14 protein-coding genes are annotated in these 19,864 nt (G+C 38.1%); 11 read left to right on the plus strand and 3 right to left on the minus strand.

Translation table 11 applies throughout. The features are described 5' to 3' along the window. Positions 1 to 152: 152 nt before the first annotated feature. Together BW951_RS10505 and BW951_RS10510 are read right to left on the minus strand one after the other, a co-directional pair. Positions 153 to 1,748, minus strand: coding sequence for a peptide chain release factor 3 (locus BW951_RS10505; protein ID WP_076392518.1), 1,596 nt, complete (start codon positions 1,746 to 1,748; stop codon positions 153 to 155). A 731-nt stretch (positions 1,749 to 2,479) separates the two neighbouring features. After that, complete coding sequence (locus BW951_RS10510; RefSeq protein WP_076392520.1) at positions 2,480 to 3,658, minus strand: MFS transporter; 1,179 nt, start codon at positions 3,656 to 3,658, stop codon at positions 2,480 to 2,482. Between the two features lie 376 nt (positions 3,659 to 4,034). Here BW951_RS10510 and BW951_RS10520 point away from each other — a divergent pair, with 376 nt between their 5' ends. From BW951_RS10520 to BW951_RS10555, 8 genes are all read left to right on the plus strand, one after another. Further along, complete coding sequence (locus tag BW951_RS10520; protein ID WP_076392524.1) at positions 4,035 to 4,865, plus strand: CPBP family intramembrane glutamic endopeptidase; 831 nt, start codon at positions 4,035 to 4,037, stop codon at positions 4,863 to 4,865. 117 nt (positions 4,866 to 4,982) lie between these two features. Next, positions 4,983 to 5,558 (plus strand): RdgB/HAM1 family non-canonical purine NTP pyrophosphatase, encoded by a 576-nt coding sequence (gene rdgB, locus BW951_RS10525; protein WP_076392606.1) that lies wholly within the window; start codon positions 4,983 to 4,985, stop codon positions 5,556 to 5,558. A 145-nt stretch (positions 5,559 to 5,703) separates the two neighbouring features. Then, complete coding sequence (locus BW951_RS10530) at positions 5,704 to 6,618, plus strand: ribonuclease Z (RefSeq protein ID WP_076392526.1); 915 nt, start codon at positions 5,704 to 5,706, stop codon at positions 6,616 to 6,618. A gap of 6 nt (positions 6,619 to 6,624) precedes the next feature. Continuing rightward, a complete protein-coding gene (locus BW951_RS10535; RefSeq protein WP_076392528.1) occupies positions 6,625 to 7,395 on the plus strand; it encodes a TIGR02757 family protein in 771 nt (256 codons plus the stop codon). Between the two features lie 13 nt (positions 7,396 to 7,408). Beyond that, positions 7,409 to 7,960: a DUF1003 domain-containing protein gene (locus BW951_RS10540; RefSeq protein ID WP_076392530.1), complete on the plus strand. Its 552-nt coding sequence runs from the start codon at positions 7,409 to 7,411 to the stop codon at positions 7,958 to 7,960. 200 nt (positions 7,961 to 8,160) lie between these two features. Beyond that, complete coding sequence (locus tag BW951_RS10545; RefSeq protein ID WP_076392532.1) at positions 8,161 to 10,521, plus strand: choice-of-anchor L domain-containing protein; 2,361 nt, start codon at positions 8,161 to 8,163, stop codon at positions 10,519 to 10,521. A 170-nt stretch (positions 10,522 to 10,691) separates the two neighbouring features. After that, on the plus strand, positions 10,692 to 14,297 hold the full coding sequence (locus BW951_RS10550; RefSeq protein WP_076392534.1) for a choice-of-anchor L domain-containing protein: 3,606 nt from the start codon (positions 10,692 to 10,694) through the stop codon (positions 14,295 to 14,297). A 233-nt stretch (positions 14,298 to 14,530) separates the two neighbouring features. Then, on the plus strand, positions 14,531 to 16,789 hold the full coding sequence (locus BW951_RS10555; RefSeq protein ID WP_228427537.1) for a choice-of-anchor L domain-containing protein: 2,259 nt from the start codon (positions 14,531 to 14,533) through the stop codon (positions 16,787 to 16,789). A 93-nt stretch (positions 16,790 to 16,882) separates the two neighbouring features. On the opposite strand, the gene rsmA is transcribed toward BW951_RS10555, so the two are convergent. Continuing rightward, entirely contained in the window at positions 16,883 to 17,653 is a 771-nt protein-coding gene (gene rsmA / locus BW951_RS10560) for a 16S rRNA (adenine(1518)-N(6)/adenine(1519)-N(6))-dimethyltransferase RsmA (protein ID WP_076392538.1), read from the minus strand. A 92-nt stretch (positions 17,654 to 17,745) separates the two neighbouring features. Here rsmA and BW951_RS10565 point away from each other — a divergent pair, with 92 nt between their 5' ends. The 3 genes from BW951_RS10565 (at position 17,746) to BW951_RS10575 (ending at position 19,855) form a co-directional block, all read left to right on the plus strand. After that, positions 17,746 to 18,645, plus strand: coding sequence for a cell division protein FtsX (locus BW951_RS10565; RefSeq protein ID WP_076392540.1), 900 nt, complete (start codon positions 17,746 to 17,748; stop codon positions 18,643 to 18,645). A 2-nt stretch (positions 18,646 to 18,647) separates the two neighbouring features. Beyond that, positions 18,648 to 18,947: a DUF3098 domain-containing protein gene (locus BW951_RS10570; protein ID WP_076392542.1), complete on the plus strand. Its 300-nt coding sequence runs from the start codon at positions 18,648 to 18,650 to the stop codon at positions 18,945 to 18,947. Between the two features lie 89 nt (positions 18,948 to 19,036). Further along, positions 19,037 to 19,855: an undecaprenyl-diphosphate phosphatase gene (locus BW951_RS10575; RefSeq protein ID WP_076392544.1), complete on the plus strand. Its 819-nt coding sequence runs from the start codon at positions 19,037 to 19,039 to the stop codon at positions 19,853 to 19,855. Positions 19,856 to 19,864: the final 9 nt, after the last annotated feature.

The following is a 19,864-nucleotide window of genomic DNA, read 5'->3' on the forward strand; positions in this document are numbered from 1 at the left end:
TTTCAGCACTGTCATTTTGAATGAAAAAAGGTGAAGTCGAAAAATCTCAGATAACTCATGATCCTTCATGGCATAAAAGTTTCATTTAATTTCATAAAAAAATCCGCAGAAAAACTTCCGCGGATTATCTATTTATAGCTGATTTATTTCAATTAAGCATTCTTAAACTCACTGATGAAATGCAGTTTCACATTCGGGAACTTCTCCTGCGTCATGTGAATCGTGAAAGAAGAATCGGCAAGGAAAACCAACTGATTGTATTTATCCCTCGCTAAAAATCTCTGTTTCAGTCTTGCAAATTCCTTGAATTCATCCGATTTTTCATCCGCTTCAACCCAACACGCTTTATGCATGGAAAGAGGCTCGTAAGTACATTTTGCCCCATATTCATGCTCCAGACGATACTGGATTACCTCATACTGAAGCGCACCCACTGTTCCGATGATCTTTCTGCCGTTCATTTCAAGAGTAAATAACTGTGCAACCCCTTCATCCATCAACTGATCGATCCCTTTTGCCAGTTGTTTTGCTTTCAATGGATCGTTGTTGTTAATATATCTGAAATGTTCAGGAGAGAAGCTCGGAATTCCTTTGAAATTCAGTTTTTCGCCGCCTGTTAACGTATCTCCGATTCTGAAACTTCCCGTATCATGAAGACCTACAATATCTCCCGGGAAACTTTCATCAACCACCTCTTTTTTATCCGCGAAGAAAGCATTTGGTGAAGAGAACTTCATTTTTTTGCCCTCTCTTACCAAAAGATAATTTTCATTTCTCTTGAAAGTTCCCGAAACAATTTTTACGAAAGCCAGTCTGTCCCTGTGCTTCGGATCCATGTTCGCGTGGATCTTGAAAACGAATCCTGTAAAACCATTTTCTTCCGGCTTTACAATACGCGTATCACTTTCCTTCGGTTGTGGCATCGGTGCAATATCAATAAAAGCATCCAGCAACTCACGAACCCCGAAATTATTCAAAGCCGAACCAAAGAAAACAGGCTGCAAATCGCCCTTCATATAATCTTCACGGTTGAATTCCGGATAAACCGACTGAACCAGATCCAGTTCCTCTCTTAAAGTAGCGGCAGCTTTTTCGCCAATCACTTCATCAATTGAAGGATCATTAATATTGTCAAACTTTATCGCTTCACCCACCTTCTGTTTCTTCTCTTCCAAAAACAACTGGATATTGTTTTCCCAGATATTGTAAATTCCCTGAAAGTCAGCTCCCATCCCGATTGGCAAAGAAAGCGGACAAACCGTTAATCCCAGTTTCTGTTCCACCTCATCCAGCAAATCGAAAGCATCCTTACCTTCACGGTCAAGCTTATTAATGAAAACCAGCATCGGAATATTTCTCATTCTACAAACCTGAACAAGCTTTTCCGTCTGTTCCTCAACCCCTTTTGCAACGTCAATCACAACGATTACAGAATCAACCGCCGTTAAAGTTCTGTACGTATCTTCTGCAAAATCCTTGTGACCGGGAGTATCCAGAATGTTGATTTTGTGGTTTCTGTATTCAAAAGCCAAAACGGACGTTGCCACGGAAATCCCTCTCTGTCTTTCAATTTCCATGAAATCGGAGGTCGCTCCCTTTTTTATTTTGTTGGATTTTACCGCACCCGCTTCCTGAATTGCACCCCCGAAAAGCAAAAGCTTTTCCGTAAGAGTGGTTTTTCCGGCATCCGGGTGAGAGATAATTCCGAAGGTTTTTCTTTTTTCTATTTCTTTGATTAAGTCTGACATATCGTATTTTGAAGTTGCAAAAATCGGGAATTTTGTCGAATCCTGAAAATTTTGTTTAAATACAAATTTTTACACGAAAAAGCATGAATTTTATTTAACCGAAAACTCACAAAAGATTATAACACATTAGTAACTTAAGATTAAATTCTTTGTACGTAAAAGAACCCATTAGTTTAAAATCTTTGATTTTTTATTTTGAAGTTGTTTGAAGTAAGAGAGTTTGCTCCTTTAGGAGCAGAATCTGTGTAGAAATAATAATAAATCTGCAAATCAATCCGTAGGATTGATATCTATAAATATGATAAATTTTTTAAAGATAGCGTTCCTACGGAACGCAGAATAAATTGTGAATATGGTGTCTACACAGATAAAACTCCATAGAGTTTTCTACCGTTTTACTTTAAACAACTTTTTTTGTTTGCTTTTGCCAAACTAAAAATAGGCTAAAAAAAATCAAATTTGTGGAATTTGTGAAAACCATTTGTGTTATTCGTGTTTAAAAGATCTACGATGAATTTAAATTTTATTGGAAAAACGCTAAGGCGCAAGATTTAAATAAGAATTTTCCAGCCTTAAGACGCAAGGATAAAATCAAAGATTTTATTTTATAATTCTGATGATCAATTTTTTCAGAGATAAAATCCTTGCGCCTTAAAGATTTGAGACTAGTAAAAATCCTGCGTCTTTGCGAAAACCAACCTGAGTCCTATTAATTCCTGTAAAAATTAGTGCTATTTGTGTTTAAGCTTAAGTAAATACGCCAGTCCCAATCCCACAAAAACCATCGCCGCACTGAAAGGGAAAATATAACTCATCCCGTAAAGATCAGCAATTCCGCCAATCAGCGGTCCTGCAACACCGAGAGAAAGATCAATAAAAAGACCATATCCCGCCAAAGCGGAACCCTGATTGGATGAAGGCACGCTTTTAATCGCAACCACACCCAAAGCCGGAAAAATTAATGAAAAACCAAGTCCCGTAACGCCGGCTCCTACAAGAGCCATTTGTGAATTCGTGGCAAATGAAATAATTAAAAGCCCGATAGTTTCTACCAAAAGACAGACAATGGCGACTTTAATTCCTCCGTAATTATTGATTACATTATTGAAAACGAGTCTTCCCGCAACAAAAAGTCCTCCGAAAACACTCAGACATAAAGCGCCGTTATTCCAGTGAAAATAGTTGTAATATAAAGTGATAAAAGTTGAAATACTCGCAAAGCCAAGTCCGCCTAAAGCCAGACAAACGCCGAAAGGAGCCACTTTTCCCAAAACTTTCCAGAACGGCTGCGATTCTTTTATATTCGTGTTGGTTTTATTGTCTTTGGTTTTTGCGAAAAGAAATCCTAAAATTCCAAGAATAATCGAAAGAATTCCGATTCCGTATAAGCTGAATTCATGCTCAATCGTTATACCCAGAGAAGCTCCGATTGCCAATGCTCCGTAACAGGCAACTCCGTTGTAGGAAATAATTTTTGCCGTATGCTTTTCTCCGACTGCCATAATTGCCCAGTTGATGGGACTTGCACCGATCATTCCTTCCGCACAGCCTGTAAGAAGACGCGTGATGACCAAGAATGTTAAACTTAACCACGGAGAAAATTTAAAATAATAAGCAATCATCAGGAAAATTCCGGTCAGCGAAAAACTGATCATGCTGAATAAAACGGCTGGTTTCGGACCTTTTCCGTCAATGATTTTTCCGGAATAAGCTCTCAGAAAAAATGTAGAAACATATTGCAGACTGATGACCAAACCAGCAATTACCAGACTGAACCCAAGACTTTTATTAATGAAAATAGGAAGTACCGAAAGCGATAATCCGATAACGAAATACCCTATAAAGGTAAAACTTACATAACTGATTAAAGACAGATTAACATTCTCCGACTTTTTTACCAAACCCTGCATGTGAAAATATTAAGCTGCAAAGTTACTTCATTAAAATAGTATGAAAGAGAAATTTAACTTAAAATCTCTTTAACCTTTTTTATTTAACCGCAAAAGTCATAAAAGATAAGCTGAAATTTTATTCAAATTAAATAACGAAAAATGAAAAAGGCAACAACAGTTTTAAAAATCTTCGATTTTTATTCTTTTGAGAACTTTGATTATTCTAATTATTGTAGAATAATGGTCTTTTGCAACTTTTGCGGTTAATTTTGAAATTAGTTTAAACATTTTAAAGAACATAAATGTAACAATGTATTTTAAGGTTAAACTTCTCTGCAATTCTCTTTTCTCATAATTTGAATTATCTTTGTTTCTCAATAAATTCTTAGATTCTATGGGAAAAAGTAAATATCCGAATTTCACGTTTACATGGATTGGCGGTCTTGTTTTACTGGCAGGATTGTTTTTCGGAACAATGGTAGTTTCGTTTTTTAATGTTTTCTGGATGTTTACCTTCAAAGAAAATCTACAGTACAGAGACTGGTTTTTTATGATTACCAATGCCGCAGGATTTCTTACGGCGATTGCTTTTTTTGATTTTTTCATCGTGAGAAGAACAACAGGAATGAAGCTGAATTTCAATTTTTCTCCCACTAATTTTTCTACCTATCTCCTGATTTTTCCAATGATGATCGGGATGATGTTTATTGCAGAATTTATTACCGCCCAGATTCCTACAACGGGACCTTTTTTCGGAAAGTATTACGATTTTTTCACTCAGATGATGGAAAAACTTACCGATGATCCGGTTGTGATGATCATTACTGCTGTTATCTGTGCACCTATTTTTGAAGAAATTATTTTCAGGGGAATTATCCAGAAAGGATTGATGAATAAAGGCGTTGAACCAAAAATGGCAATTGTTTTTGCTTCCGTAATCTTTGGAGCGATTCACGGAAATCCGTGGCAGTTTGTGGGAGCAGTTCTGTTAGGATGCGTTCTGGGATTGGTCTATTACAAAACAAAATCTCTGCTTTTACCAATGCTTTTGCATGGTTTTAATAATTTATGTTCCACCTTATTAATCACTTATGTAAAAACGGAAAGCTTCGCAGATGCTTTCAAAGTTTCAGAATGGATCATACTGACGATAGGAATTGCACTTTTCTCCTTGTTTTATTTTCTTTTTATGAAAAAATATAAAGTGCATTATTCTGAAATTTAAATCTAAACACGAATGACACTAGATTTTTAAACACTAATTTCACTAATATCATTGGTGTTATTTGTGATGATGATTTAAGGTTTAAACAAAATAGAAATTAAATAAATGAAATTGAATATGGAATTACTGGTAGCAACGCACAACATACATAAGAAAGAAGAAATTCAGCAGATTTTAGGCGATGAATTTGTCGTTAAAAGTCTTGCTGATTACGATCTTCATGACGAAATCGTAGAAGACGGAGATTCTTTCAATGCCAATGCGTTAATTAAGGCGAAATACTGCTTCGAAAAAACAGGAATTCCAAGTTTGGGCGATGACAGCGGACTGGTTGTAGAATCTCTGGACGGAAGACCGGGAATTTTTTCCGCGCGTTATGCAGGAAATCATGATTTTGCTAAAAATATCGAAAAAGTTTTGGGCGAAATGGAAGGTATTGAAAACAGAAAAGCGTATTTCATTACTGTTTTATGCTATTATGACGAAAACGGAGTCAAATATTTCGACGGAAGGGTTCACGGAAATTTACTGAAGGAAAATAAAGGTTTCAAAGGGTTTGGCTACGATCCGATCTTTGTTCCGGAAGGGTACGACATGACTTTTGCAGAGATGGAACCACAGGATAAAAACAAAATCAGCCACAGAAAACAGGCTTTGGATCTATTTTTGGATTTTCTGAAAGGGAAAGAATAGTTTGAGGTTGAGGCTAAGATGTATGGTAAAAACAGAAACCGGAATTTAGATATTTAAATTGGTTTCCACTACGTAATTTTAATCTCAGCGTAAATCTTAGTCTTAACCTAAATCCGTACATTTGTCACCTTAATAAACCATCGATTTGAGTACTTATTTAACGATATTAGGCTTTAATTCAGCAATTCCTACGGTAAATTCTTCTCCTACCGCGCAGTTTCTGGAGATGGAAGAACGGTCTTTCCTCATCGATTGCGGGGAAGGAACGCAGGTACAGTTGAGAAAAGCCAAAGCGAAATTTTCGAAGATCAATCATATTTTTATTTCTCATCTTCACGGAGATCACTGTTTTGGTTTACCGGGACTTATTGCTTCCTTCAGACTTTTGGGAAGAGAAACGCCGCTTCACGTTTACGGTCCGAAAGGAATTAAGAAAATGCTGGAAACTATTTTCACGATTACAGAGACGCACCGTGGTTTTGAAGTGGTATATCATGAACTGGATAAAGATTATTCAGAGAAAATTTATGAAGACAACAGGGTAGAAGTGTACACCATTCCTCTGGATCACAGAATATACTGCAACGGTTATCTGTTTAAAGAAAAACCAAAAGACAGGCATCTGAACATGAAGGAAATCGCGAAGTACAGCGAAATAGAAACCTGCGATTATCACAATATAAAAGCCGGAAAAGATTTTGTTTTAAGCGATGGATATGTGCTTAAAAATGAAATTCTTACCGTAGAACCTGCCCCTTCTGTATCTTACGCCTTTTGCAGTGATACGAGATATCTGGAAAGTGTGATCCCGATCATTAAAAATGTAACCGTGCTTTATCATGAATCTACATTTCTTCACGATTTGAAGGAAATGGCAGATTATACAGGACATACAACTGCTCTGGAAGCCGCAACGGTAGCCAGAAAAGCAGAAGTAGGAAAACTGATCTTAGGACATTTTTCCAACCGTTATGGAGATCTTACCGTATTTACCGATGAAGCAAGAACTGTTTTTCCCAATACTTTCTTACCGAAAGCACTGGAACCTGTAAAAATTTAAAAAATAATGTTGAAGTTTGAAGAACTGAAAATCTTCTTAGATGAAAAAGCAGACCAGTACAATGATCCTGAATTTATAGAAAATGATCCGATCCAGATTCCGCATCGTTTTTCTCTGAAACAGGATATTGAAATTGCAGGATTTCTGGCGGCTACAATTTCGTGGGGAAACAGAAAAGCGATCATTAAATCGGCAGAAAAAATGCTCGATATTATGGGAAATTCACCCTATGATTTTGTTTTGAATCATTCGGAAAAGGATTTGAAACTGCTGGAGGGCAAAAGTGTTCACAGAACTTTTAACGGAGAAGATTTTGCTTATTTTATTAAGCAGTTTAACAGAATTTATACGGAAAATGAAAGTCTGGAGGATTTATTCAGGGTAAATGATTCTGAAATTAATTTTTCTCATTCGATTGAACGTTTCAGAACACAGTTTCTGGGAACGGAAAAGCACAGAACACATAAACACGTAAGTTCGCCGTATAAAAATTCTTCCACCAAAAGAATCATTATGTTTCTGCGTTGGATGGTACGTAACGACAGGCGTGGCGTAGATTTTGGCCTTTGGGAAAACACAGATCCGAAATATCTGTCGATTCCTTTGGATGTACATACCGGAAATATTTCAAGGAAACTGGGGCTGATTACCAGAACGCAGAACGACTGGAAAACCGTGGAGGAACTGGATCTTGTGATCCGGAAATTTGATGAAAAAGATCCTGCAAAATACGATTTTGCATTGTTTGGACTGGGAGTTACGAAAGAATTACTATAAAAATTGAAACGCAATGAAAAAGAACGAAGAAAAAATTGAAATGCTGGAAAAAATTGCCAACGGAATTACATGGTGGATTGGCTCTATTCCGTCGCTCATTGCGCATACCCTGTTTTTTTTGATTTCTTTTCTTCTGCCGATCCTCCATCTTGTGGAATTTGATAAAATGCTGCTGATTCTTACAACGGTCGTTTCTTTAGAAGCAATTTATCTTGCCATTTTCATCCAGATGTCGGTGAATAAAAGCCATGAAAAAATTGAGGTTATTCAGGAAGATATCGAGGAAATTAGTGAGGATATTGAAGATATCCAGGAAGATATCGAAGAGATCAGCGAAGACATTGAGGAAATCAGCGAGGATATCGAAGAAATTAATGAAGATATTGAAGATATTCAGGAAGATATCGAAGAAATTAATGAGGACGAAGATGAAGAAGATCACATTGAACGCGCCAAAAATGTGATGCTGAAAAGCAATGTAAGTTCCAATAAAAATGAAATTAAAGCACTGAAAGATAAGATCTCAGAATTGCAGAATATGATTGATGAACTGAAAAAAGATTAGTTAATCAACAGATATAATTGTTGAAATAGTAAAAATTCATACAAAAAGGCTGATAATTTTATCAGTCTTTTTTATTAATTCAGATAGAATATCTGTTATTTCTGTAATTTTAAAATATTTTAGGTTATTTGTAGCATAACGCTTATTTTTTGTTCTGATTTTAGCCAATAATTTAGTATTTTTGAACAAACAACAACAAAATGTTAAATTATAGATTAAAAAACTACTATTTCTTTTTAGTGTTGCTTCTGGTTTCGGGATCTGTGTTTGCCCAAAAAACATCAAGAAAACCGATCAAAGAAAAGCATACTAATTCGAGTTTAAAGTCAGGTGCTTTTATAGATGTGAATGTCGCTTCTTACGCGCCATCTTCTTACAATATAGAACAGCTTGTTAAAAACGTTCTGATTTCAGGAGGATCAAGCTGCGCCGTTGCCAACGTTACCAACGTTACTGTTTCTCCCAACCAGCCTGCCACAGATACGGAAAGAGCTTGGGGATACTTTCATAAAGGAACTACCGCTTTTCCGTTTACGGATGGTGTTGTATTGGTAACAGGAAAAGCCCGAAGAGCAGGAAATGTGTTGGAAAGCGGATTGAGCGATCCTGTTCCCGGATCTACCGTTAGTGATCCGGATCTTGTAACGGCAATTAATCCTTTGGCTCCGTTAAAAGATGCCGTTTTTATTGAGTTCGACTTTGTTCCTAACAGTACTCAGGTAAAATTTAATTATATTTTTGCTTCAGAAGAATATACCTCAGATTTCCCTTGTGGAGTTTATTCCGATGGTTTTGCTTTATTACTGAAAAAAGTAGGGGATCCTACTTATACCAATATGGCAATTTTACCGGGAACAGCGGGACCTGTAAGCGTTACCAACATCGTTCCTTCCGGTAACGGGTTCTCCTGCGGACCTATTAACGAAGCTTATTTCGGAGGAATGAACACTTCAAATATCGAAACGAATTTCAATGGAAGAACAATTCCTTTAACGGCAACTGCAACGGTAATTCCGGGGCAGACGTATCATTTTAAAATGGTTTTGGCTGATGCTTCCGACAGCAGTTTTGACTCTGCGGTTTTTCTTCAGGGAGGATCTTTTGACATCGGAATGACCATTGTAGACGGCAGCGGAAATCCATTAACCAGTGTTAACATGTGTGATAACACGCCGCAAACTCTAACAGCGCAAATCGCTTCTGTTCCGGGAATGACCTTCCAATGGTACAAAGACGGTGTTGCAATTGCAGGGGCAACCAATGCGACCTATATCGCTACATCACCCGGTGTGTATGTGGTAAGAACATTTGTGGGCGGAACCAACTGCCAGACAGCTACTGTTACCATTGTAGGCGGTACAACGCCACCTGCACAGAATGCTACTTTAAAACTTTGTACAACACCATCTCTGGCAACATTTAATTTAAATGATGCAACGCCGCAGATTACAACTTCCACTACGGCCATCGTTCGTTATTATGTGAATCAGGCAGATGCTGTTGCTCAAAATGCAAATTATCTTACGGCAGCGCAAATGGCAAGTTATAACGGAACGGACGGACAGGTTTTGTATGTCGTGGTTTCTAATGGAGCTTTCTGTAGCAAAACGGTAACTTTAACTTTAAGAAAAGAAGCAACGCCTGTTGCACAGCTTACGGCAACAAAAGTAAGAATCTGCTTAGGCGAATCTACAACTTTAACAGCTTCCAATGGCGCAACGTATCAATGGACGAATTTATCGGGAACCGGAGCTACGCAGACCGTTTCTCCAACTCAGACTACAACATATTCTGTTTACGCGATCGGAACACAGGGATGTAAATCTTTACAGCCTGCATCCGTTACCGTAGAAGTGGTTCCGGCTATTAAATCAACACTTTCCGGTGGTATGATCTGTCAGGGAGATGTTATTAATTTAGATGCAGGAGCAGGACCGAACTACAGTTATCTTTGGAGTAATGGAGCAACATCTCAGACGATTTCTGTAGGAACGCCGGGAACATACAGTGTAACCATTACCAATGGAGTATGTTCAAAAGTCTTTACAACACAGGTTATTCAGGCGGTTATTCCGGAAGTTATTAATGTTAACTATAACGAAAACGGAACCATGATTATTACGGCAAGTAATCCAAGCAACGGTGTTTTGGAATATTCTGTTGATAATGGTTTAACATGGCAAAATTCCAATACATTTACCAATGTGCCTAGAAATACGGTGATCTCCATCAGAGTAAGAGTAAAGAATACAAGCTGTGTAGGCTTCCTTGAATATTTTACATTCGTGATGCAGAATGTTATTACGCCAAACGGAGATAACATTAACGACATCATCGATTTCCGAATCGTGAATAAAAACAAAGACTTTAAAGCTTCTATTTTCGACCGTTACGGAAAAGAAGTCTACAGGGAAAGCAGCTTACAGCCTTATTGGGATGGATATTTCCAAGGTAAACGACTGAATACCTCATCATACTGGTATCAGGTAAGTTTTGAAGATCCTGCAAGTAAAAAGCCGGTTGTAAAGACAGGATGGATCTTATTGAAAAATTTTGAATAAATTTTGAATCACAATAGAAAAGACCAACAATTTGTTGGTCTTTTTTACGTTTTAGAGATAATTGAAATTACTCTTTTTATAATATCTTTAATTGTATTAGTGATAATGTAATTAGCATTGAATTGAAATTCAATTGAAAAAAATAGTATTTTTGTTTAAAATAATATAAAATGTTAAATAGGAGGACAAAAAATTTATTTTTGGCTTTGCTTTTGGTTTTTGTAGGGAGTTTCGTTAATGCACAGAAAGGCAGGGACGGAAAAGGTGTAACGAGCAGACAAACCCCTGAAAATATGAAAGCCGGAGCTTTTATAGATGTAAATACTGCGGCTTATCCGGAGTCTGCATACAGTATCACACAACTGGTAAAAGATGTGCTCATTAGTGGAGGGTCTACATGTTCCGCAGCTAATGTAACCAATGTATCTGTTTCTCCTAATTTAGCAGTGACAGACCAAAACAGAAGCTGGGGATATTTTAATAAAGCAACCACTAATTTTCCTTTTGCCAAAGGAATTGTCCTTACAACAGGATATGCGAGAAAAGCAGGAAATGATCTTCAGGGAACTTTAAGTGATGGTTTAGGCTCTGGAGGAGATGCAGATTTGGCGGCGGCTCTTGGAGTTCCTAACAATCAGCTTAATGATGCGACTTATATAGAATTCGATTTTGTTCCGGCTTCTACGAAAGTTACTTTCAGATATTTATTTGCTTCAAAAGAATATCAGACTAATTTCCCTTGTACCATCAGTGATGGTTTTGCACTTTTATTAAGAAAAGTAGGGGATCCTTATACCAATCTTGCCGTTTTACCGGGAGGAGCAGGTCCTGTAAGTGTTACCAATATTCACCCTTCCACACAATATCAGACGGGTGCTCCATTGGCTTGCGGAGCTGCAAACGTATCGTATTTCGGAGGATATAATATTCCTCAGATCGAAACGAACTTTAACGGACGTACTGTTCCGTTAACGGCAACAGCAACAGTAATTCCGGGTCAGACTTATCATTTCAAAATGGTTTTGGCAGATTATCAGGATGCTAATTTCGATTCTGCGGTATTTCTTGAAGCAGGATCTTTTGATATTGGTGTACAGTTATTGGATCCTGCAGGAGTTACACTTCCTTCCTCCATCAACGTCTGTGATAATACTCCGCAGACATTCACTGCGTCAGTTCAGGGAGTTGGAGCTACTTATCAATGGTATTTGGGAACAAACCCGATTCCGGGAGCAACTAATGCTTCTTATACAGCTACACAACCGGGAGTATATTCAGTTCAGGTATTTTTACCCGGAAATACCTGTCCGGGAACGGCTTCCATCACTATTGTCGGGGGAACTTCGCCCACGGTTCAGAATGCAACACTCACATCCTGTTACACACAGGGTAATGCTACTTTCAACTTAACGTCGGCACAACCTTCAATCAGTACAACACCGGGAGCAACATTTGCTTATTATGTGAATCAGGCAGATGCGGTTGCAGGAAATGGAAATACGATTGCGAATCCGACCGCCTTTTCAAGTCCGGGACAGACGGTGTATGTTTCAGTTAAAAACGGATTTTGTTCCAAAGTTGCTGAATTACAACTGATAAAAGCGCCTCAGATTACGGCAACTATTGCTACACCGGGAGTGTTAACATGTACAAATTCACAGGTTACTTTAAATGCTTCGTCTTCAGTATATCCTACAGGTTCTACCTTTAGCTGGACAACAACAAACGGAAATATTGTTTCGGGAGCGAATACTTTAAATCCGGTGGTAAATACAGCGGGAACTTATACTTTAACCATATCTAATGTTTATCAGCCGGGAAATCTTACCTGTACAGCAACAGCGAATGTAACCGTTACGGGAGACAGTGCACCGCCAACTACAGGACTAACGGCTTCAAAAGTTTTAATCTGTTCAGGAGAATCGGTAACTTTAACGGCTTCCGGCGGGGCTACTTACAATTGGGTTGGTCTTCCGGGAAATGGAGCGACACAAACTGTTTCTCCTACGACAACAACAACGTATACGGTTACTGCGGTGGGAGCGAACGGATGCGTTTCTGCTACTCCAGCAACAGTTACGATACAGGTGACTCAGCCTATTACTGTACAGAATGCGACTTTACTGAAATGTTATCAGACCGGAGGAATTAATTATAATTTAACAGAGGCGCAACCTCAGATTACTACTGCACCGGGAGTTACTTTTGCCTATTATCTGAATGTTGCGGATGCCAATGCCGGAAATACGAATACAATTGCCAATCCTGCATCTTTCAATAGTGCGGGAGGACAGACGATATATGTTTTAGTAACAAACGGAGGATGTAAAAATGTGGTCACATTACAGCTTTTGTCTACTCCTCAAACAACTTTAACCATTAATCCGCCTCAGCAGATTACCTGTACCACTCCTCAGATTACATTGAATGCTTCATCTTCTGTAATTCCTGCAGGATCTACCATTACATGGACCGCAACCGGCGGTGGAAATATTGTTTCTGGAGCCAATACATTAACTCCGGTGGTAAACGCGGGTGGAGTATATACTTTAACGGTAACCAATATCAACCAGCCCGGAAATTTAAACTGTACTTATACTTCAAACGTTACAGTAACACAAAATACAACCGCTCCGACAGCGACTGTAACTTCTACGGCATTACAGATATGTTCAGGAGAATCTGTTACTTTAACGGCTTCCGGAGGTGCAACCTACAATTGGACAGGTCTTACAGGAAATGGAAATACGCAGGTAGTTTCTCCTACTTCTACAACTACTTACACCGTTTTTGCTGTGGGTGCCAATGGATGTGTTTCAGCGACTCCTGCTACCATTACAATAATCGTGGCTCCTCCTGTAGCAGTTTTAACTGCTTCTCAAATGAAAATATGTGCAGGTGAATCTGTAACTTTAACAGCAACCGGCGGCGTTACTTATGAATGGATAGGTTTACCGGGCAACGGAAGTACACAGATTGTATCTCCAACATCCACGACTACTTATTCTGTTTTTGCTTTAGGTGGAAACGGATGTAAAGTCACTAATCCTACTTCAATTACCATTCAGGTTGTTCCTGCAATTGTTTCTGCTCTGAAAGATGTTAATGTTTGTGCGGGAGATTCAGGAATTTTAGATGCAGGTTCAGGAACAAATTATACGTATGTATGGAATACAGGAGCAACAACACAAACGATCTCTGTAAGTACACCGGGAACTTATACGGTAACGATAAGTAATGGAGTTTGTTCTAAGGTATTTTCTGCACAGCTTATCAATCCTACATTGCCTCAGTTTACAAATATTTCCTACGAGAACCATATTTTAACACTGTCTACGACAAATCCGACAGGCGGAACTTTAGAATATTCTGCAGATAATGGTTTTAGCTGGCAGACGTCCAATGTATTTACTAATATTTTGGATAATACGAATTATAATCTTCAGGTAAGGGTGAAAGATGCGAAATGCAGCACTTCAATATCATTCTTTACTTTCGTTGTTATCAATGCCATTACTCCGAATTCTGACGGTAAAAACGATATTGTAGATTTTACGGGAATCAGCAGTTATAACAATTTTGCAGCCTCTATTTTCGACAGATACGGACAGGAAGTATTTAAAGCTTCCAAAAACCAGACCTTCTGGAACGGAATGTTGAGAGGAAGTTTGGTCCTTCCGACTGCTACTTATTGGTACAGAGTACAATGGGAAAATCCTGCCAGTAAGAAACTTGAGCAGAGAAGCGGATGGATTTTACTGAAAAACAGAAATTAAAAGATATTAAAATTGAAAACCTTTCTTATGAAAGGTTTTTTTGCTTTTTTAGCATAAAAATGCCAAATAAATGTGTGGTATATTCAAAAAAAAATTAAATTTGTTAAAACAAAAATATTATGAAGAGATATCTACTATTGTTTTCTTTATTCGCGGTCTCCTCATCGAGTCTCTTTTATTCACAAAAAAATACAAATAGAAAGCCTCAGCAAGAAAAGGCTTCCTCTCTTACAATGAAAGCAGGTGCTTTTATTGATGTGAATGTGCCTACATATCCTGCATCAGCTTATGCCCCTTTGCAGCTGGTAAAAGATGTGTTGATTTCATCAGGAACCAATTCCTGTGTTACACCAAACGTATCCAACGTTCAGGTGAGCCCGAATCTTCCGGCAACAAATGCAAGCAGATCCTGGGGATATTTCAACAGAGGAACAACCAGCTTTCCTTTCAAGGATGGGATTGTTCTTTCTACAGGATATGTTCAAAAAGCCGGAAACAGCTATATTAGCTCTACTTTAGGAGATGATTTGCCGACGGGTAGTGATCCGGATCTTGTTGCAGCAACGAATCCTTCTGCAACACTTAATGATGCCGTTATTTTAGAGTTTGACTTTGTACCTACTTCCAGTCAGGTAAAGTTTAATTACCTTTTTGCTTCCGAAGAATATACAGGGACTTTCCCTTGTAGTTTCTCAGATGCATTTGCTTTATTATTAAAACCTGTAGCCGGCGGACCTTACGTTAATATGGCTGTATTACCGGCTCCGGGAACAGGACCGGTGAGTGTAACCAATATTCACCCACAAAACAGTTTTGCGGGAACCAATATGGGGTGCGGCGCGCCAAACGTTGCATTTTTTGGAGGATATAACACGGCTAATATAGAAACTAACTTTAACGGAAGAACTGTTCCTTTACAGGCGACCGCTACAGTAGTTCCTGGACAGGCATACCACTTTAAAATGGTTTTGGCAGATGCTATTGACAGCAGCTATGATTCTGCTGTATTTTTAGATGGTGGATCTTTCAACATTGGAGTAGAATTATTAGATCCTTCCGGAGCAACATTGCCGGAGCAAATTAATGTATGCGACAATGTTCCTCAGGTTATCACAGCATCGGTTAGTGATCCGAACATGACGTATCAGTGGTTCTTCAACGGAGTTGCTATTGCTGGAGCTACATCTCCTACCATTACAGCAACGCAGCCGGGTAATTACGAAATTCAGGTTTCATTCCCTGGAAGTCCTTGTCCGGGTAAAGCCAACATCAAAATAAACGGAGGAACAACACCAGCCGCAGTAGATGCGACATTGCTGCTCTGTACAACTCCGGATGTCACCTGGTTTGATCTTACCAACTCTATGGCATCAATCAGTACAACGCCGGGTGCGGTATTCCATTTTTATGTAAATCAGGCAGATGCAATTGCACAGAACAATAATTACATTCAGGATATTCTTCACTACAATGGTAATGATGGACAAATTCTTTATGTTGTCGTATCGAATGGAGGTTTCTGTAGTAAAATGGTAAAATTAACATTATCAAAAGAAGCGACTCCTATTGCAAGTGTAGTGGCATCCAAAATTAAAGTCTGTCCGGGAACTGTAGTAGATCTTACTGCAACCGGCGGAGTAACTTATCAATGGGCAAACTTCTCAGGAACAGGCAATACCCAAAGTGCAACAGTTTACAATACAACAACCTTCTCTGTATATGCATTGGGAACAAAAGGATGTAAATCTTTACAGCCTGCAAAAATCACCGTTGAGGTAGTTCCGGAAATCACTTCGACATTAATGGATGTAGAAATGTGTCAGGGAGACAGAGTAACATTGGACGCAGGAGCAGGACCAAATTATACTTACCTTTGGAGTACAGGTGCAACGACCAGAACGATAGAAGTAGATCAGTTGGGTATTTATTCCGTAACCATTAAGAATGGATTTTGCCAGGAAACTTTCACTGCAAAAGTGATGGCAGCAGCTTCTCCATTTGTTTCAAATATTGATTACAGCAACAATACGTTAACAATTACTGCTCAGGTTCCGATGATCAATAATATTCCTCAGACAGCAGAATATTCTGTGGACGGTGGTATTTCATGGCAGCAGTCTAATGTATTTACAGGACTTTCCAACAATACCCACTACGATATTCAGGTAAGAACTGTAGGAACACATTGTGTAGGAGCTTTAGAATTCTTCACACTGAATATTGCAAATATGATTACTCCAAATCAGGATGGTGTTAATGATACATTGGATCTTACAGCTCTTGGAAACTTTAATAACTTCACCGGTTCTGTGTATGACAGATATGGTTCAGAATTATTCAGATTCTCTAAAGAACGCCCAATCTGGAACGGAACTTTAGGAGGTAAAAAGCTACCAACTGCAACATACTGGTATAAATTTAACTTCCAGTATCCGAAATCAAAAACAAGCATGACCCAGTCTGGCTGGATTATGTTGAAAAACAGAGAATAAAAAATCAATCGATAATGCAAAATGAAAGCCCTTCAAGAAATTGAGGGGCTTTTTTTAGGATAAATTAAGTTATTGCTCTTCTTAACTTTTTTACTACACACTTTCTTTCCAGAGCTGTGTAAATGAAATGAAATCTGCCACGCTGAGTTCTTCTGCTCTTTTATCCATAAATTCATGGGTTTTTAAAGCTTCCGGAATATTTAAAATTTTTAAAGCATTCGACAGCTTTTTTCTTCTCTGGTTAAAACCTGCCTTTACGATCTGTTTAAACAATACCTCATTTCCTGCCAAACCTTCTTTAGGATTTCTGGTGATTCTGATAACACCGGATTTTACTTTAGGCGGCGGATTGAAGACATTTTCATGAACGGTAAATAAATACGAAGTATCATAATAAGCCTGAATCAGGACAGAGAGAATTCCGTAATCTTTTGTTCTTGGAACGGCGGCTGTTCTTTCCGCTACTTCTTTCTGAAACATTCCCACCATTTCCGGAATCAGCTCATAATGATCGATAATCTGGAACAAAATCTGGGAAGAAATGTTGTAAGGAAAATTTCCGATGATGGCAATCTGCTCTCCGTTGGTAAACTGAAAATCCTGTTTTAGAAAATCTCCCACAAAAGTTTCTTCGGTTACTTTAGAATAGTTTTCCTTTAAATATTCTATGGATTCTTTATCGATTTCTGCAAGGTAAATCTGCTGTTCTTTTTCCAGCAGATATTTGGTGAGAACTCCCATTCCGGGACCCACTTCCATTACCTTATTGTAGCCCTCAAAACTCAGACCTTCCACGATTTTTCTTGCGATGTTTTCATCCGTCAGAAAGTGCTGACCAAGATGCTTTTTTGCTTTTACACTCAATGTTTTTTATGATTTTATTAACAGTGATTTTCTCTTTTTCGTTCCCAAATTTCGGAAGATTTTTTCTATTTTAGCCAAAAATTTTAATATTAATGGCTAAATCTGTAGATGAATTTAATAAGAAAAGGCTTAGGTCTAGCAATATTACAGTAGTAATAAGTATTGCCTTAGTGTTATTTTTGTTGGGATTAATGGGACTTATTTTAATCAATGCCCAGAAATATTCCGACTATATCAAGGAGCAACTTGTGGTAAATGCTTACTTTGATGAAAACTATGAGGCAAAAGATTCTGTAAAGATTGCGAAAATGGAAGCTGAGGTTTTCAAAGAAATTCAGACACTGGCTCCGGTAAAGAAAGCAACGTATATTACCAGAGAAATGGCTTCCAAGGAAGCTAAAAAAGCAATGGGAATTGATACGGATGCGCTTTTCGAAGAAAATATTTTCCCTTCATCTGTAGAAATTGCCCTAAAACCGGAGTATGTAGATCCGGCAAAGATCGATGAAGCCATTAAAGCCATTAAAGCCGTTCCCGGAATTATTGATGTAAAGAACGACAGTACTTTAATGGTAGATGTGTACAACAACCTGAGCAGAATTCTGAAATGGATCTTAGGATTTTCCATCCTGTTTTTAATTCTGGCGGTTGTATTAATTAACAATTCCATCCGTCTGAAAATATTCTCAAAGAGATTTATTATTAAAACCATGCAGCTTGTAGGAGCGAAGAGAAGATTCATCCTGAAACCTTTCATCATCGAAGCGGTAGTTTTAGGGGCAATTGGTTCTGCAATCGGACTTCTGGTTCTTTTCGGAGCATGGTATTACTTTACAAGCCAGATCGGATCTGCCTTTGTACAGGACAACAACCAATACTTCTGGCTGGTTCTGCTGGTATTCGGAGTAGGAATTTTTATTACGGTTTTAAGTACGATTGTAGCTACCTGGAGATTCTTAAGATCAAACGTTGACGACTTATATTACTCTTAAAAATGAGCAAAAAAACAAATAAATTTTCCGCAGATAACTTCGGGAAAGAAACAACCGAAGTTCCAAAGGAGAACACTTTTTACTTCGGAAAAGAAAACTTTAAATGGATGCTGATCGGCTTGGCATTCATCGTGGTAGGGTTTCTTCTGATGATGGGAGCCGATGCTAATACCGTAGACGGAAAATACGATCCGAACTCATGGAATGAAGGTATTTTTTCTATCCGAAGAATCAGGATTGCGCCATTATTTGTGGTGATTGGTTTCGGAATCGAAGTTTACGCGATTTTAAAAAGAAAGTAGAAATAAATTTTATTTGAAGATTAAGAAATTCGGAAATTTAGATTAGTCTAAATCTCTTGGTTTCTTAATCTTTTAATTTTGGATAAATTATGGATTTAATCAAAGCAATTATTATTGCGATCATTGAAGGCTTAACAGAGTATCTGCCCATTTCGTCAACTGCACATATGGGCTTCACGGCAAATTTGCTGGGACTTGAAGAAACCGAATTTTTAAAAATGTTTCAGGTTTCCATACAGTTTGGGGCAATCCTTTCTGTGGTTGTGGCATACTGGAAAAAGTTTTTTGATCTTAAAAATTTGCAGTTTTACTTTAAACTGGCTTTTGCAGTGGTTCCGGCTTTGGTTTTAGGATATTTATTTGATGATAAAATTGAAGCGGTTTTAGGAAATCAGATCGCTATTTCTTCAGTTCTGGTTCTTGGAGGTGTTGTTTTACTGTTTGCCGATACATGGTTCAAAAATCCAAAGATTGATGATGAAAAAGGCATTACCATAAAAAAAGCAGTAACCATTGGTTTTTGGCAGTGTCTTGCAATGATGCCGGGAACGAGTAGGAGTGCAGCTTCCATCATCGGTGGAATGACACAGGGATTGACCAGAAAAGCAGCGGCAGAATTTTCATTCTTTTTGGCGGTTCCTACCATGTTGGCGGTAACGGTATATTCGGTTTTTGTAAAAACATGGGGGAAAGAAACGCCTAATCCGCAGAAAGGCTATGAAATGATTATGGAATCTCAGGATCACATCATGATTTTTATCGTAGGAAATGTAGTGGCATTCATTGTTGCGTTAATTGCCATTAAAGCATTTATCGGAGTTTTAAATAAATATGGTTTCAGACCTTGGGGATGGTACCGTATTTTCGTAGGAATTGCCTTGCTGATTTATTTTTATTTCTTTAAATAATTTAAGCTA

Source organism: Chryseobacterium gambrini (assembly GCF_900156825.1).
Lineage (GTDB): Bacteria > Bacteroidota > Bacteroidia > Flavobacteriales > Weeksellaceae > Chryseobacterium > Chryseobacterium gambrini.